This window comes from Hymenobacter sp. PAMC 26628 (assembly GCF_001562275.1).
Lineage (GTDB): Bacteria > Bacteroidota > Bacteroidia > Cytophagales > Hymenobacteraceae > Hymenobacter.
Genome location: NZ_CP014304.1, coordinates 677,802 through 693,658, shown reverse-complemented (window position 1 = coordinate 693,658; position 15,857 = coordinate 677,802). Strand labels below are relative to the sequence as shown.

Here is a 15,857-nt window from a genome sequence, read left to right as displayed (position 1 = left end):
AATTTACATTCGGCCGTAATTCAGGCCCAGAATTAGCACAATGCCAATAACCATTAAGATGAGGTAGGTTTCGACGGCGCCGGTTTGCACGTAGCGCAGCAGGTAGCCGCCGCCCTGCACCGCCCGCCCGAAGCCGTTGGTGATAGGGTTGATAACGCCGTTTTCCACGAACTTGTAGAGGCCGCGCGACAGGGCCATGGTGGGCTTCACGAACAGGGCATCGTACAGCTCGTCGATGTAATACTTGTGGTACACCAGATTTTCGGGGGCCGAGCGCGGGGCATCGTCGGCTACCGGGCGCTGGGCGCGGGCCACGTATAGCACGTAGGCCAGCACAATGCCAAGCACGCCGGCCGCCACCGACAAGCCGATAAGCATTAGCTCGGTGCCGTGGTCGGGCTCCAGGGCAAAGGCTGCCGGGTTGAGTCGACGCGAGTAGGTGAAGAGCGGGGCCAGGAAATCGGCCAGGTAGTGCTTGCCCAGCACCATAGGGGCCCCCATGAAGCCGCCCACGGCGGCCAGAATGGCGAGCACAACGAGCGGCAAGGTCATGCTGGCCGGCGACTCGTGCAAGTGGTGCTTCTGCTCTTCGGTGCCGCGGAACTCGCCGAAGAAGGCTAAGAATAGCAGGCGGAACATGTAGAACGCCGTGAGGAACGAGGTGAACAGGCCCACGGCCCACATCAGCTTGCTGTGCTCGTAGATGTGGCTCAGGATTTCATCTTTCGAGAAAAAGCCCGAGAATGGCGGGATGCCCGAAATGGCCAGGCAGCCGATGAAGAAAGTGAAGAACGTGATGGGCAGGGCTTTGCGCAGGCCGCCCATGCGGCGCAGGTCCTGCTCGTTGCTCATGGCGTGGATAACCGAACCGGCCCCCAGGAACATCAGGGCCTTGAAAAAGGCGTGGGTGAGCACGTGGAACAGCGACGACGAGTAGCCCATTACGCCCAAGGCCAGGAACATGTAGCCGAGCTGCGACACCGTGGAGTAGGCCAGCACCTTCTTGATGTCGTTCTGGGCCAGGCCGATGGTGGCGGCGAAAAACGCCGTAGCCAAGCCGATGATGCCCACCACCTCCAGCGTTTGGGGCGCGAGCGTGAAGAGCACGTTGGCCCGCAGCACCATGTAGATGCCGGCCGTGACCATAGTGGCGGCGTGAATGAGGGCCGACACTGGCGTGGGGCCCGCCATGGCGTCGGGCAGCCAGGTGTAGAGCGGCAACTGGGCCGATTTGCCCATGGCCCCCACGAACAGCAGCAGCGTGATGGCCGTGCAGATGCCCACGGTGTAGGGCCCAAACTCCAACAGCGAGGCTTTCTGAAACACCTCGCCGTACTGCACCGAGTTGAAGGTGAAGTAGATGAGGAAGATGCCCAGCAGGAAGCCCAGGTCGCCGATGCGGTTGATGATGAAGGCTTTCTTGGCGGCGTTGTTGTAGCTGGTGTGGGTGTTCCAGAAGCCGATGAGCAAGTACGAGCAGAGCCCCACGCCTTCCCAGCCGATGAAGAGAATGACGAAGTTGGCGCCCAGCACCAGCACCAACATGCTGAACACGAACAGGTTCAGGAAGCTAAAGAACTTGCCCACGTTCTCGTCGTGCGCCATGTAGCCGATACTGTACACGTGGATGAGGAAACCCACGCCGGTCACGAGCAGCAGCATAATCAGGCTGAGCTGGTCGATCTGGTAGCTGAACGGGATTTGCAGCGAAGCCACGGATATCCAATCGAATAGCTCGACGGTGTAGGCGCGGTGCACCGTGGTGCCGGGCAGGGCCCAGCCCGCCGCCGGGTGCAGGAAGCTCCAGAACAGGAACGCGGAAATCAGGAACGAGCCCAGCACGGTGGCGCTGCCCAGCAATCCGGCCAGCGCAGCCGGCAGGCGTTTGTTAAGCAAGCCGTTCAGCAAGAAGCCCACGAAGGGCAGCAGCGGAATGAGGACGTAGAGCAGGGTGGTGTGCGGCGCGTTGGGGCCAGGAATAACGGTTTCCATCAAGGAGGGAGTGAAGGAGCGAATGGGTGAATGAAAGGAGGGCTAAATGAGCAATAGAGCGGAGGGCCGGGGCCCCATTCGCTCATTCACTCCTTTGCTCATTCACCACTTGAGCCGGCTCAGCAGGTTGACGTCGGTGGTTTGGAAATTGCGGTAAATCATGACGATGATGCCCAGGCCCACGGCCACTTCGGCGGCCGCCACAGCCATAATGAAGAACACGAAAATTTGCCCGTTGGGGTCGGCGCGGTAGGCCGAAAAGGCCGTCAGCAGGATATTCACGGCGTTCAACATCAGCTCGATGCACATGAAGATGATGATGGCGTTGCGCCGCGTGAGCACCCCCACCACGCCGATGGAAAACAGGGCCGTGGCAAAAAAAACGTAGTACTGCAGCGGAACGGTGCGGATGACTTCAGGAATGGTGGCTTCCATGCGGGGCGGAACGGGCGGAGAATCGGACCGGGTTTGGGCCGTATTTTGGGCAGGCAAAGGTATCCTGAAAAAGCAAACCCCCCGCCGGTTAAAGTATTAGGGCCGGGGCCCCGTCTGCTTGCCTACCATGGAAAACCTGGCTTTTTCGCTCCCCACTCCTATCCTCCCGATGACGGCCTCGCAGCAAGACCGGCAAATTGCCGACGCCGTGCGCCAGCAGCGGCCCCGGCTACTGCAGTTCATCCGCCGCCGCATTCCCGACGAAGCGGAGGCCGAAGACCTGCTGCAAGACGTGTTTGCCGAGCTGGTGGAAAGCTACCGCCTGCTGAAACCCGTGGAGCAGGCGGCCGCCTGGCTCTTCCGGGTGGCCCGCAACCGCATCATCGACCTGTACCGCCGGCAGCGGCCGGTGTCGCTCGAAACGGCATTCGGGGCCGCCGAGGCCGACCCCGACGGCGAGGGCCTGCTGCTGGCCGACTTGCTGCCAGCCCCCGACGACTCGCCCGAAAACCGCCTGCTGCGCGAAACCCTGATGGAGGCCCTGGCCGATGCCCTGGCCGAGCTGCCGGTGGCCCAGCGCGAAGTGTTCGTGTGGCACGAGCTGGAGGACAAGAGCTTCAAGGAGATGGAGGCCGAAACCGGCGTGCCGCTCAAAACCTTGATTTCGCGCAAGCACTACGCCGTGCTGCACCTGCGCAAGCGCCTGCAAAAGCTCTACACCGAGCTGTTCACGGACTAGCCGGGGCCCCGGGGCCCTCCTAATTTTTACTGACTCAACTTAATGATTACCTTATCATGAACCGTCAATTCTGGCTGCTGCGCGGCCTCAAGTTCGTTGTTTTCGCCAGTCTGTTTGTCACAGCCGTGCTGTTCCTCACCCAGTATTTGTGGAACTGGTTGGTGCCGGCGCTCTTCCACGGGCCCCCCATCACGCTAGGCCAAACCTTCGGGCTACTGCTGCTCAGCCGCTTGCTGTTCGGCAGCTGGGGCGGGCGCCGCGGCAGCTGGGCCCAGAAACGCCGCGCCTGGCAGCAGCGCATGGCCGGACGCATGGAAAACCTAAGCCCCGAAGCCCGCGAGAAATTCCGCCAGCAAATGCAAGCCAAGTGCGGCGGCATGGGCTGGATGCGCCGGCCCGAAGCCGCCGCCCCGGCGCAACAACCCGCGTAGCTTTCCTGGGGCCCCAGGGGCCCCTCGTGCTGACTTGTTGGGGAATGGGCTGATTATGTTGGCGCAGTTTCCGAGTCCGTGTCCAGAGCCCTGTTGAACGGAGTGGTAGTCTGTTTAACGTTAGCACGGCAACGGAGTGCCACTCCGTTCTACAGCCATTCGTACGCTGACTGCTAAACTTCCTAAACAGCTTCTAATAAAAAGGCGCAGCCCCAGCAGGGTTGCGCCTTTTTTTGCACCCCTGCTCAGGGCCCTACAGTTTGAGGTCTTTGGTGTTGTCGTCGAGCTGGCGGTCGATGATGAGGTGGTCGGGGTCGATGGCGACGGAGGCGGGTTTCCGGTTTACCACGAAGCGGAGCTGGTTGTCGCCGGCGCGCAGGTGGCGCTTCACGAGCAGCAGCGGCGCCACGGGCTTTTTGTCGGGGCCCAAGGCGGGGAAGACGGCCACGGGCAGGGCGTCGCGGGATTGGTCGGCGGGGCGCTGGTTGCCCAGGCTGTCGGCGTAGAACTTGGCCGATTTCACCGTGAAATCGACTTGGTAGCGGCCGTCGGGCAGCTTTTTGGCGCTGGCGGCCGTCACGCGGTTGCCAAACAGCGTGATGCGCTCGAAGGCATCGGTGAGGTAGGCTTGCAGTGAATCGGGCGCGGCCCGGCGCAGGTAGCCGGTGAACTCGGGCGAGTTGGTGTAGGGCGGGCCCTGGAAGGCTACGGCGGCCACGTACTTCTTCAGGGCCCCGTTCAGCGTCGCCTCGCCCAAGTAGTCTTGCAGGGCGTACATCACCACCGAGCCCTTGGCATAGTGGATGTACTGCTGGTTTTCGACCAGGGCCAGCGGCACCTCCTTCTTGCGCTCGAAGGCCCGCCCGCTGAGGTAGCGGTTCATGTCGTACTTGAGGAAGCGCTGCATGGCGACCGGGCCGTTGTGGTGGCGTAGCACCATCAGGGCCGAATACTCGGCCATGGCTTCGGCCATCAGCGTGCTGCCCTGCACGTTGCCGCCGATGACCTGGTGGGCCCACCACTGGTGCGCCACCTCGTGGGCCGTCACGTAGTACGGGTAGTTCAGGTCTTCGGGGTCCTTGTCTTTCACGTTGGCAATGAAGCCGATGGCCTCCGAAAATGGCACCGTGTTGGCGAAGCTTTGGGCGAAGGCCTGGTAGCGCGGGAACTCCAGGATGCGCAGCTGCCGGTGCTGGTAGGGCGAGAAGTTGCGCGAGCAGTACGCCAGCGCGTCCTGGGCCCCGGCGGCCATGCGCTGGAGGTTGTACCCGTGGCCCGGCTGGTAGTAGATGGTAATGGGCACGGTGCGGTGGCCCACCGAGTCAACCCACTGGCTTTTGTATTCCTTGTAACGCGCCGACAGGAAGGTGTAGAAGTTAAGCATCGGCCGGTCCATCACATAGGTAAAGTAGCGGCGGCCGTCTTTCACCCACTCTTTTTGCAGGTAGCCGGGCGCCATAGCCGTTTGGTCGGCCTCGGTGCTGACGGTGGTGCGGAAGCGAATCCAGTCGGCGTCGTGGCTGATGTAGGTATTCTGGCGAGCCTTCAGGTCGTTTACCTTGGCCATGCGGGGCTTGGGTTTCAGGCCGTAGTTTTTGCGGTCCTGGTCGCCGCTTAGCTCGGCTCCTTCGCGGTAGCCCAGGCTGGGCAGGTAGTTGCTGCTGATGAAGGTGCCGTTGTATACGATGTCGGTACTCGAACCCGAGCTGGGGAAACCGCGCTCCTGGTACAGAATGTCCATGCCGAGCGCCAGCGAATCGCCGGGGGCCAGGGGCTGGGCCAGGCGGTAGAGGCGCACGCCGTAGGTGGTGTCGTTCAGGGCCAGGGTGGCCTGGCCGGGCTGGCCCAGCGTGAGGGAGCGCACGCGGGGGGTTTGCTCCACGGGAATGCTTACAATGACGGTGTCGAGGGCGCGGGCGTGCTTGTTCACCAGCGTGAACCGGCCCCGGAAGCGCACGGCGCGGGTACTCGGGAAAATCTCCGTGTTCATGTCCACGGCCGTAATGCGGGGCTGGGCCACGTCTTTGAGGCGGCGGTACTGCTTCTCGTAGGCCACTTGGCGCTTCTCGCCCGCTTTGGGCGTCCTGTATTCATTCAACACGTTGGTGTTGTAAAAAATGTAGCCACCCGCGCCCAGGCTCACGAGCAGGCCCAGGGCCAGGGCGGCGGTGCTGCTGGGGCCCCAGCGGCGGCGGGCTTCGCGCAGGCGGCCGGCGGCGTCGGTGCCGCGCGTCCAGAGCAAGCTGGCCAGCAGCACCAGCAGCACGGCCACGCCGGCCCACAGCAGCTTGGTCCACCAAAAGGCGGGCAGGAAGTGCCCGTAGCCGTTCATATCGGAATAGGGCCCCGGCGTGCCGCCGCCGCCGTAGCCCAGCAGCCGGTGGCCCAGGCCAATCTGGCTCCGGAAAATATTGGCCACGTAGTACACCACCATCACCGCGAAGCCCAGGTACTTGTTGTTCACCACTACCTGCGTCACCATGCTCAGCACGCACAGCAGCAGCAGGAATGGAAGCTGGTACAGGAACAGCGCTTGCAGGTAGAGACCGATTTCGTAGTGGAAGTAGCCCCTGAACGTCTGGATAACCAGGCCGCAGACCATTATCACGGCCAGCAGCACCACCTGCACCAGCCCCAGCGCCGCCAGCTTGCTCAGCAGCGGCACCCAGCTGGGCACGGGCACTGCATCGGTAATCTGGGCCACGCCGGCCTCGCGCTCGCGCCACACCAGCTCGCCACTGTAGAAGATGATGATGGCCAGAAAGAACAGGAAGAAGGAGCCGGTGATGGCCTCCAGCATCTCGTAAGTGACGGGGTAGGTAGCGGTATCGAAGGTTCTGCCGACCTGCGCCGAGGTGGCCAGCAGCAGGATTACGCCCGCCCCCGCAATGGCCAAAAAGTAGCGGCTGCGCACAATGCCCCGGAACTCCAGCTTGGTGAGGCTCCACCACTGGCGCAGGCTCATGGCGCCGGAGAATACCTGGGCCACGCGCGGCAGGCGCAGGCCGCCGGGCTGGGCAGCGGGGGCCCCTTCGGCCGCCAGGGCATCGGCGGCCGTCACGCGGCGGCTTTTTTTGTCGGGCTTATCCGAGGCGAAGGCCGAAAACCGGAACCGGGCGTAGCACAGCGCCAGCAGCCCCAGGCCAAAGGCCAGCCACACGGCCCGGTTCAGCAGCACGTAGCTGGAGAGGGGCAGCAGCAGGGAGTTTTTCTCGGCCGAAGTCCAGTAGCGGGTCGTGAATTCAATGGCCGACAAGCCAAAGGCATCCAGCGCGGCTACTAGGTGCTCATTCTTGAGGTCCTGCAGGTAAGACGTAGCCACCAGATACACCACCAGCAGCAGCACCGAGCCGATGTAGGTGCTCAGAATATTGCGCGTGAGCGTGGCCCCCGTGAAGAAAATAGCGCCCGAAAATAGCAGGTTGGGCAGCACCAGCACCAGGTAGGGCCACACGTAGGTGCCGGCCGGGGCCACGGCCAAAAACCGGTCGGCTTGCACCCAGGGCATAATTCCCGCCACCGCTGCGCCCAGCCCGATGCCGCTGAATACCAGCACCGAAATCAGGTAAGAGCCAAAAACCGCCCGCCCAGGTAACCAAATTTGCTAATGGGCGTGGTGTAGAACAGCGCGTGCGTGCGGTACTCGAAGTCGCGGTACACGGGGTTGCCCATCAGCGAGGAGGCGATGATGACGCCAAACACGCTGAGCACCGCCGTGATGATGTTGAGCGAAAACGGGGCGTTGATTTTTACTGTCTGGCCGTCGCCGCCCAAGGCAACGTTCACGCCGGTACCGAAGCCGCCGCCCGCCGCCGTCACCAGCAAAAAGGCCATCAAAAACAGGAGAAAGAAATAAATCCAGGTGGCCGGCCGCTTGAGCCGGTACTTCAGTTCAAAAAGGAAAATGGGAAGAAACATAAAGGTTCGATTTAGAAGGGGTAATGGAGAAATATGGTGGCACGGTCAGGTGACCGTCATGCTGAGCGAAGTCGAAGCATCTCTACTGCGAAGAGTAATCCAATTGAAAGGATATACTGCTGCGGTAGAGATGCTTCGACTTCGCTCAGCATGACGACCTGGTGGCTCTAGGCCATTACTGCCCCACTTTTACTCCGCGCTTCGTACCGCTGAATCTCCGCGAAGTACACGTCCTCCAGGTCGGGGCTCACGGCTTCGAAGCCGCTGTCCGGGGCCCCATCGGCCAGCACGTGCACCACGGTTTTGCCCGCAAACAGGCGCGAGCTGATGACCTGCTGGCCAGCTTGCAGCGCCGATAATTCCGTCTTCTCAATCAGCTTCTTCCAGATTTTACCCTTCAGGTTGTTCATCACCGTGAGCGGGTCGCCGGTGAGCAGCACTTCGCCCTTGTTAATGATGGCCATGTGCCGGCACAGGTCGCTTACATCGCTGACGATATGCGTGCTAAGTATCACCACCAGGTTCTCGCCAATCTCCGAGAGCAGGTTGTGGAAGCGGTTGCGCTCGGCGGGGTCGAGGCCGGCCGTGGGCTCGTCCACGATGATGAGGCGCGGGTTGCCCAGCAGCGCCTGCGCAATGCCGAAGCGCTGCTTCATGCCGCCCGAGTAGCCGCCCACGTGCTTCTTGCGCACATCATAAAGGTTGGTTTGGTGCAGCAGGGCCCCCACCATTTCCTGGCGCTCCTTGCGGCTGGCAATGCCCTTTAAGGTGGCGAAGTGGTCGAGCAAATCCTCGGCGCTCACGCTGGGGTACACGCCAAACTCCTGGGGCAAGTAGCCCAGCACGCGGCGCACGGCTTCCTTGTCGTGCAGCACGTCGATGCCGTCGAGCACGATGCTGCCCGTGTCGGCGTCCTGCAGCGTGGCAATGGTGCGCATCAGGCTGCTTTTGCCCGCGCCGTTGGGCCCCAGCAGGCCAAACATGCCGTTGGGAATGTCGAGACTAACGTTTTTGAGCGCCTGGGTGCCGTTGGGGTACGTTTTGGAGAGGTTGGTAATGGTGAGGGCCATGGGCAGCAGAAAGGAAGGTGGTTTTGAAAAAAAGATAGTGGCTGAACCGAAGCAATTACAGCGGCAAATTGCAGATGCAAATAACAGGTAAGTAGTTGCCCAACACGTGCCAAACGGGCCAGCAAATAGCAACAGTGATGCTGAATGGCCAGGGGTATCGAATTAGGTAGTAGGCGAAAGCTGCTTTTGCACTGGCCCGCCAGCCCAGCGAACGGTAGCGGTCAGCCACTCGGCGTAGAGGCAGGCGCTGCCTTGGTCGATGCTGCGGGGCAGCGCCTGCAAAGCGGTTTGGGCGAGGGCCAGGGCCCGCGCGGGGTCGTCTGCCAAGCGGGCCAGGGCGGCTTCCACGCGGGCCGTTACATCAGCCGTGACCAAGGCACTGGGCTGCGCCAGTGCCCGAAAGGCGCGGGCGGCGGGTAAGTCGTGCTGGTAAGCGGCCGCGAAAAACGCCGATTCCAGCCAGCCACTGGCTTGGATGGCCGCCGGCTGCTGGGGCAGCTGCACCCGGTAGGCGGCCAGGTGCTCGCCGGCTTGTTCGATTTGCTGGGCATCGAGGGCCGCTAGGTAGAGGTAGTAGTGCGCGTAGCACTTGCAGGGTAGCTCCTGGGGCAAGGCGGCCGCGGCCGCGAGCAGGGCCTGTGGCAAGTGGCGGGGCCGGGTGCCGGCCATGGAGTGGGCCATGGCCGTAATCAGGGCCAGGTCGAGCTGGCCGGCCGCGTCGCCCCGCCACAGGTGCAGCAGCCGGCCACCGTCGCTGTAAAAACCGCCCAGGTGCATGGGTACCAGCGTCAGCAACGCCAGCAGCGCCGAAATGCCGCCGCTCGCGGCCAGCGCCACCGCCAGCACCTGGCCCACGGCCGAGGCAGCGGGGGGCAGCAGGGCGTAGGTGCCCAGCGCCACGGCCGCCCACGCCACACTGCCCAGCGGCCCACCCGCCCCAAATACCATAAACCGCCGGCGCAAGTCGCCATCATTAGGAGGCAGGCACAGGGCCATGCCGCCGGCCAGGTTCAGGCTTTTGTTCCAAACAAAGCGCAGCCGGCCCGCTTCGCGCTTCCACATCAGGGGCCCCACCACCAGCCAGCGGAATTGGAAGCGCTGCGTCTGCCCCGCCAGCACGTGGCCCAGCTCGTGCAGCAATACGGCCAGCAGCCAGGCCACCGGCAGCAGCGCCAGCAAGCCGGCCACCTGCCCCCGGCTCCACGCCCCGTGGTGCGACAGCCGCAGGCCGTGTTTTGCGCCCAAGCCCCCGACCACAGCGCCCAAGCCCGCGCACAGAACAAGAAGAAGGTACTTACGCAAGTTTTTCATGGTTGTAAAGAAGGACAATTATGGAACGGCTACGCCGCTGGCAGCTTGGTGCCCCGGCGGCACAGCCCGTATGTCGATGGCGTAGGCCCCGCATCGATGAGGCCGCAGACGAAGCAAATTTTATTCTCGGCATTATCAAAACCAACCTTCGTATAGGTCTTACCGCCAGGGAGATTATGCCATTGATAATGGTAAGAGCGGGGGGCAGGAAAAAGGAGCAGTAATAGGTAGAGCTGCAAATGAACGACCGGTGAATCGGCAGCGCAAGTAATTCATTACACCCGGCTTGTAACGAGGGGTGCTGGTCAGTCCTGACGGCGCCGTAGGCCAGAAAGACGCGTTGGCCGGGCGTTTAGGGACACTGGCCGAAATGCGGCCCCGGGAGCCCTAATGCCCCAATAGTTTTGAACTATTCAAGCAAAAAGTTAATCCTACCACTACTTCATCACCGTTTTATGAAACAATACTGCTACTCCTGCCTATTCCTGTTGTTGGCCATCATAGCTGGAGTTAGCCCCGCCCAGGCCCAAACCAAGCAGCCCCAAGCCAAACCGCATCACGCCCGGCTGCTGGCCGCCAACGTGTCGCGGGTGAACCCGGCGGCGCTAGCTGCCGCTGCGCCTCCCCCGCCCGTGGCGGCCCCGGTGGTACTGGCCGGCCGCGTCGAAACCCTGGCCGGGGCCCTACCTGGGGCCGTGGTGCGCTTGTCGCGCCTCGACCAAGTGTGCGTGACCGATGCACAAGGCAACTTTAGCTTCACGGTGCCCGCGGGTATGGGGCCCGAGGCGGCGGTGGCGTCATACGCCGGCTTTGCCGACGTGGCGGCTGCCCTCCAGCCCGGCACCACGCTAGCCGTGGTGCAGCTGCTCACGCCGGTCAACATTTCGCTCCCTAAGCAGCAGCAGCTCAAGGCCTACCTGAAAACTGCCCGCCAAGAGGTACGCTACGACCTGCGCCAAATCAAGTAGGGCCCCGGGGCCCTAACCGCCCTGCTTGCTGCCGCCGCTCTTGGTGTCGTCGTTGTTGATGCTTTTGCGCTGGCGGCCCTGCTGCGCCTGCCCGAAGCGGTAGCTAAAGCTCAGGCGGAAAGACCGTTGGTAGGCGCGGTACTCGTTGCGCTCCGTGAAGAAGGCCGTGGTAGTGGTGCTGCGGTATGCCCAGTAGTCGTTGAACGGGTTGGCCACGTTCAGAGTCAGGTCGGCCTTTTTCTCAAACAGGTCCTTCTTCACCCCGAACGAATAGTACAGGCTGGCGGGGCCCCGGCCCTGGATTTCGACTGTAGCCAGCGACCCGTTCACGAACGACTGCACCGTCAAGCCCTTGTCGAACTTATAGGCCGTGTTCATGTTGAAGCCGGCCGTGAAGCCGCGGCGCTCGGTATTCAGGGCCGGGCTGCGGCGCACGGTGTATTGCACGTCGGGGCCCCCGCTCAGTTCCCACTTCGGCAGGGGCTTGGCCGAGCCATAGAGGTTGAACTGGTAGAACGTGTTGGCGGCCACGTTGGCGAAGGTTTGCACCGTCACGCTGGCATCGGGCGCCACGCCGGCGGGCAGCGGCGCGGTGGGGTTTAGGGTGGAGAAGCGCACCGACTCGATGGCGTTGCCCGTGTGCCGCACCGAGGCCGAGGCGTTGAGCGTCACCGTTTTCACGGTGGTATTATAGCTCAACTCGTACGAGTCGGTCAGCTCGGGGTCGAGGGCGGGGTTGCCGTAGGAAATATTTTTGGCGTCGGAGCGGTCCACGAACGGGTTGAGGTAATCGATGAACGGCCGGGTGATGCGGCGGCTGTAGGCCAAGCGCAGGCTGTTTGCCTCGCTGAAGGCGTAGCGGGCGTTGCCGTTGGGCAGCAGCGTATTATAGCTACGTTCGAAGCCCGAGCTGCTGGTCCGGAAGTCGGCCGCCAGGGCCGTGCGCTCTACCCGGCTGCCAAGGCTGGCCGTAAGCTTGGGCCCCAGCCCAAACGAGTAGATGCCGTAGGCCGACTGCACATTCTGGGCGTAGCTGAAGTCGGTGGCGCGGCGCGGCGACTGGAAGAAATCGGTTGCGCGGGCCGGAAACAGCGTGTCGACGGTGGCCACCGAACCCGTGCGCCGGAAAATGGCCTTCAGGCCCACTTCCAGCGTTTTCTTGTCGCCAAACGGCTGGGTGAAATCGGTTTGGGCCGTGAACTCGTGGCCCGGCGTGCGGCCCCGGTTCCGCTCGCGGTAGTCGGCGCGGCTGCCGTCCAGCACCACGTCTGAGTTGGTGAACTGGTCGAAATCGTAGCCAAACGTGCCGGGGTTGTAGGCGTACTGGGCCAGCACGCTCCATTCCTTGCGGGCCTGGGCGAAGGTGCGGGTGTAGGTGCCGGTGCCCTCGACATTCAACCCACTGAACACGTTTTTGGTGGCGCGGGTGAAGAGCTGGTTCTGGCCGGCGTCAGGCGCGGTGTAGCGGTTCACCAGGTCGTGGGTGGTGTAGCCAGCGTAGCCGTTCACCGAGCCGGCCAGCGAAAAGCTGTGGTGCTCGGCGGGGTCGTAGTCGAGGCCCACCGTGCCGTACACCCAGCCGCCGCGGTTGCGGTTGGCGCTGCTTTGGCGCAGCGTATCGGGGGCCCCGGCGCCCGCGTAGCCCAGCCGCTCGGTGCTCAACTGGCCGGGGCTGTACCAGGCCCCCAAGTTGGCCGTGGAGGAAAACCCGATTTTGCCCTTCTTGAAGTTCAGCGCCGAATTGAAGTTGGTGTTGCGGTTGCCGCTGCTTAGGCCCACGCGGCCGTTCAAGCCCTGCTCCACCCCTTTTTTCAGCACAATGTTGATGGTGCCGGCCGTGCCCTCACCGTCGTACTTGGCCGGCGGCGTGGTGATGATTTCGACGCTCTTGATTTGGTCGGCGGGAATGCTTTTCAGCGCTTCGGCCAGGTTGCGGGCCAGCGTGGGCGAGGGCTTATTGTTCACCAGCACTTTAAAATTGCCCGAGCCACGCATTTTCACGTTGCCTTCGCCGTCCACGGCCAGCAAAGGGGCCTTGCGCAGCACGTCGGCCGCGGTGCCGCCGGCGTTGCTCACGTCCTGGTCGGCGTTGTATACGAGGCGGTCAGGGCGCACCTCCACCACCGGCTTCGAGCCGATGATGACGGCCTCGCCCAACGCCTGGGCCGCGGCCCGCAGGCGCAAGGGCCCCACGTCGGTCGGGCCCGCGCCCACTACCACGGCGCGGGTGCGGGGGCCGTAGCCCACGTAGCTGGCCCGCAGCCGGAAGGCCCCCGCCGCCAGCCTGGTTAGGCTAAACTTGCCCTGGTCGTCGGCCGCCACGCCGGTAATGGGCCTGTCATTGGGCGCCGGCGGCAGCAGCACCACCGTGGCGTAGGCCACCGGCTGGCGGCTGGCTGAGTCGAGCACCGTGCCGGTGAGCACGCCGGTACCGGCTACGGGGCCCTGGGCTGCGGCCGGCAAGGCAGTGGCCACCGCCACGAGCAGGCTCAGTAGCCCGCCCGTTGCGCAACGAGTAGAAAGTCTCATACGCAGTGAGTAGAAGGAAAGAGAACCGCCAGCACAGATGCCGATGAAGTCCGGATGGTTGCTTGCCGCGCCACCAACGGTGGGCTGCACAGCGGCTACCGGGGCCCCGAACCAAACGTTACCGCGGTTCTCAAAAAGTGTGTGGCCGGCGGGGCCAGGCACGGGGGCCAGTGGGCAGGTTGCAACGTTTTTCACGGCCGAAGCGGGGTTGGTGAGGACGAAGGCAAAAGTCCTCTCCCGCCCCACGGCCGGCGCTCCAGGCCATGGTTTGGCCCGCCCCAACTTATGATTTGGGCCGGGCTACTTCGCTGGGGGCCTGGTCCAGCAGCTTCTTGAACACGCGGTTAAACGTTGATTTTGAGTTGAATCCACTCTCCAGCGCCACGCCTACCAACGAGTAGTGCCCGAAGCGCGGGTCAGCCAGCTTGCGCCGCGCCTCCTCCACCCGGTAGGTGTTCACAAAGTCGTTGAAGTTTTGCCCACAGCCCGCGTTGATGACTTTGGAAAGCAGCGCCGGGTGCGTGCGCAGGCGGTGGGCCAGCTCGGTAAGCGTCAGCTCGGGCTCCAGCCAGGGCTGCTCGTCGGCCATCAAGGCCAGCAGTTTGTCGCGCCAGGGCCCCAGCTCGGGCGGCAGCGGCGCGGCGGGCGGCAGGAGCCCCGCGGCGGCGGCCGGGCGGGCGGCCGCCACCGGGGCCCCCAGCGCTGTTGGTTCAAAACCAGCGCCGCTACCGGGCAGTGGCGTGGCTTCGGCCACTCCCAGCACCGCTGGGGCCCCGAAGCGCAACGGGCTGGTAGCAGCTGCGTAGTTCGCCTGGATGCCCACCACAATCAGCCCGTATATAAGGATGCCGCGCAAGGCAAAGAAATTCCAGGCCGCGTCGTAGCTAAATTCGAACGCCGTATTCAGGGCCGTATACAGCAGGCCCACCGTCAGGACCAGCAGTTGCAGCAGAAGCAACTGCCGCAGCCCAGCAAAGCGCAGGCGCTCGGGGTCCGAGAAGTTGTCGTCGAGGTAGCGACGGTAGCGGCGGTACTCCGCCCACATGCGCAGCCCGTATCCCAGCAGTAGCCCGTGGCTGAGCAGCGCCAGCGGCAGAGCCAGCCCGTCGAGGGCCGTGGCTGCTGCGCCCTTCGTACCGAAAAAATCGGGCAGCGGCCGGCCCTGCATCCCGCGCCACCACACCAGGTCGTAAGCCGCCGCCGCCGCAAACAGGCCCAGCTCCAGCAGCGCCGGCAGCAGGTGCACCGCCAGCGGCCGCCAGCGAAATTCCTGGTTGGTAAGGCTGCGGAAATACAGGTAGTAGCCCGCGCCCAGCGCCGTGCCCAGGTGCCAGGGCACGTAAAACATCACCGTCGAGTGCCCATCGTGGCTGTCGAACCAGCCCGCGTAGCCCAGCATCCACTGCGTCACGCTGATAGTGGGCAGCACGATGAGCAGCGCCAGCAGCGCATCGGCGGGGGCCCCGCGCCGCAGGGCCCGACCCAGCAGCCACAGGGCGGCCGCCGCTCCCGGCACTACGAAGGGCAATAGCAACGCGCTGCGGGGGCCAAACTGGAAGAACATAGCGGTAAAAATACACCGCCAGGGCCCCTGTTTCTGCTGGCAATGCGGCCTAGCTTGGGGTGGTCCCGGCTATTATGTAGCATCTGTTTGATTTAGCTAAAAAGTGTTCCCAACCGTCATGCCCATCTGCGGCCAGGCCCTGGCCGCCCATGCCCAACGGAGCCGGCCACAAGCCCCGGGACTTCCCCGACTTGCTCGACAATAGGAACCAGTAGAAGTTTGGTGACTATAAAGGCACCATCCCGCTGCCCCTACTAGCGGGCGTGTTCGGTATTCCCACGCCCAAAGACGACATCAACGGCTTGCAAGTCGGCCACACCCACTGGGTGGGAAAAGACTTGAGCCGCATCGTCAAGTATTGCCAGAAACCTGTTGAAACAACGGCCCGCTTTTTCCTGCACTACACCCACCGGCAGGCCCTGTTGGATACCGTGCAGCTCACCCACTTGCCTTGGGGCCCCGCCGCGGGGCCCTCTCTCACGGCTTAGCCAACCCCAACACCTTATATAATAATAGCCAGACCAGGGCAGCCCAACGGGCTGCCCTTTTTCATAACCATTCCCAGAGCACCCAATAGCACCCACAAGTCTCCAGCTTTAGTTAATACCATTTGCACATTTATTATTTTTTATTGAAATATGATTTTATCTAATGTTTAATAAATCGTTTTTCTTTATTAAGTACAATAATATTTTATTTTTTATCTCATAAAACGAGAAATAAGTCTATGATTTGATTTTTAGTCCTATATTTGTCTATCGCAAAACAGCTGGCCAGCGAGTTGCACCTAAATTATAAGACGTTGTTTATTATTAGAATATTTATACTCTACAGCTTATTATTTTATTTTAGCAATTTCCCTATTTGGTTCCACCCTCTACTAGCTTCTATATGAATTTG

At 62.7% G+C, this 15,857-nt stretch carries 12 protein-coding genes; 4 read left to right on the top strand and 8 right to left on the bottom strand.

Translation table 11 applies throughout. The annotated features are described in order from the left end of the window. Positions 1-3: 3 nt before the first annotated feature. Both nuoL and nuoK read right to left on the bottom strand, forming a co-directional pair. Positions 4-1,992 (bottom strand): NADH-quinone oxidoreductase subunit L, encoded by a 1,989-nt coding sequence (nuoL, locus tag AXW84_RS03355; protein WP_068228662.1) that lies wholly within the window; start codon positions 1,990-1,992, stop codon positions 4-6. Between the two features lie 102 nt (positions 1,993-2,094). Next, a complete protein-coding gene (gene nuoK, locus AXW84_RS03350; protein ID WP_068238878.1) occupies positions 2,095-2,427 on the bottom strand; it encodes an NADH-quinone oxidoreductase subunit NuoK in 333 nt (110 codons plus the stop codon). Between the two features lie 127 nt (positions 2,428-2,554). On the opposite strand from nuoK, the gene AXW84_RS03345 reads away from it, so the two are divergent. Then, positions 2,555-3,166, top strand: coding sequence for an RNA polymerase sigma factor (locus AXW84_RS03345; protein ID WP_068228659.1), 612 nt, complete (start codon positions 2,555-2,557; stop codon positions 3,164-3,166). A 56-nt stretch (positions 3,167-3,222) separates the two neighbouring features. After that, positions 3,223-3,597: a hypothetical protein gene (locus AXW84_RS03340; protein WP_068228656.1), complete on the top strand. Its 375-nt coding sequence runs from the start codon at positions 3,223-3,225 to the stop codon at positions 3,595-3,597. A gap of 253 nt (positions 3,598-3,850) precedes the next feature. On the opposite strand, the gene AXW84_RS03335 is transcribed toward AXW84_RS03340, so the two are convergent. The 4 genes from AXW84_RS03335 to AXW84_RS03320 form a co-directional block, all read right to left on the bottom strand. Then, on the bottom strand, positions 3,851-7,153 hold the full coding sequence (locus AXW84_RS03335; protein WP_068228653.1) for an ABC transporter permease/M1 family aminopeptidase: 3,303 nt from the start codon (positions 7,151-7,153) through the stop codon (positions 3,851-3,853). A gap of 5 nt (positions 7,154-7,158) precedes the next feature. After that, positions 7,159-7,515 (bottom strand): hypothetical protein, encoded by a 357-nt coding sequence (locus AXW84_RS25695; protein ID WP_068228650.1) that lies wholly within the window; start codon positions 7,513-7,515, stop codon positions 7,159-7,161. 167 nt (positions 7,516-7,682) lie between these two features. Continuing rightward, a complete protein-coding gene (locus tag AXW84_RS03325) occupies positions 7,683-8,585 on the bottom strand; it encodes an ABC transporter ATP-binding protein (RefSeq protein ID WP_068228647.1) in 903 nt (300 codons plus the stop codon). Positions 8,586-8,747: 162 nt separating this feature from the next. After that, complete coding sequence (locus tag AXW84_RS03320) at positions 8,748-9,896, bottom strand: M50 family metallopeptidase (RefSeq protein WP_157886785.1); 1,149 nt, start codon at positions 9,894-9,896, stop codon at positions 8,748-8,750. 455 nt (positions 9,897-10,351) lie between these two features. Between AXW84_RS03320 and AXW84_RS03310 the strand changes: the two genes are divergently transcribed. Beyond that, positions 10,352-10,864 (top strand): carboxypeptidase-like regulatory domain-containing protein, encoded by a 513-nt coding sequence (locus AXW84_RS03310; RefSeq protein WP_068228638.1) that lies wholly within the window; start codon positions 10,352-10,354, stop codon positions 10,862-10,864. A gap of 12 nt (positions 10,865-10,876) precedes the next feature. On the opposite strand, the gene AXW84_RS03305 is transcribed toward AXW84_RS03310, so the two are convergent. Beyond that, positions 10,877-13,393 (bottom strand): outer membrane beta-barrel family protein, encoded by a 2,517-nt coding sequence (locus AXW84_RS03305; protein ID WP_082773674.1) that lies wholly within the window; start codon positions 13,391-13,393, stop codon positions 10,877-10,879. 283 nt (positions 13,394-13,676) lie between these two features. Next, positions 13,677-14,957: a helix-turn-helix transcriptional regulator gene (locus AXW84_RS03300; RefSeq protein WP_068228631.1), complete on the bottom strand. Its 1,281-nt coding sequence runs from the start codon at positions 14,955-14,957 to the stop codon at positions 13,677-13,679. Positions 14,958-15,220: 263 nt separating this feature from the next. On the opposite strand from AXW84_RS03300, the gene AXW84_RS03295 reads away from it, so the two are divergent. Next, a complete protein-coding gene (locus tag AXW84_RS03295) occupies positions 15,221-15,445 on the top strand; it encodes a hypothetical protein (RefSeq protein WP_068228630.1) in 225 nt (74 codons plus the stop codon). Positions 15,446-15,857: the final 412 nt, after the last annotated feature.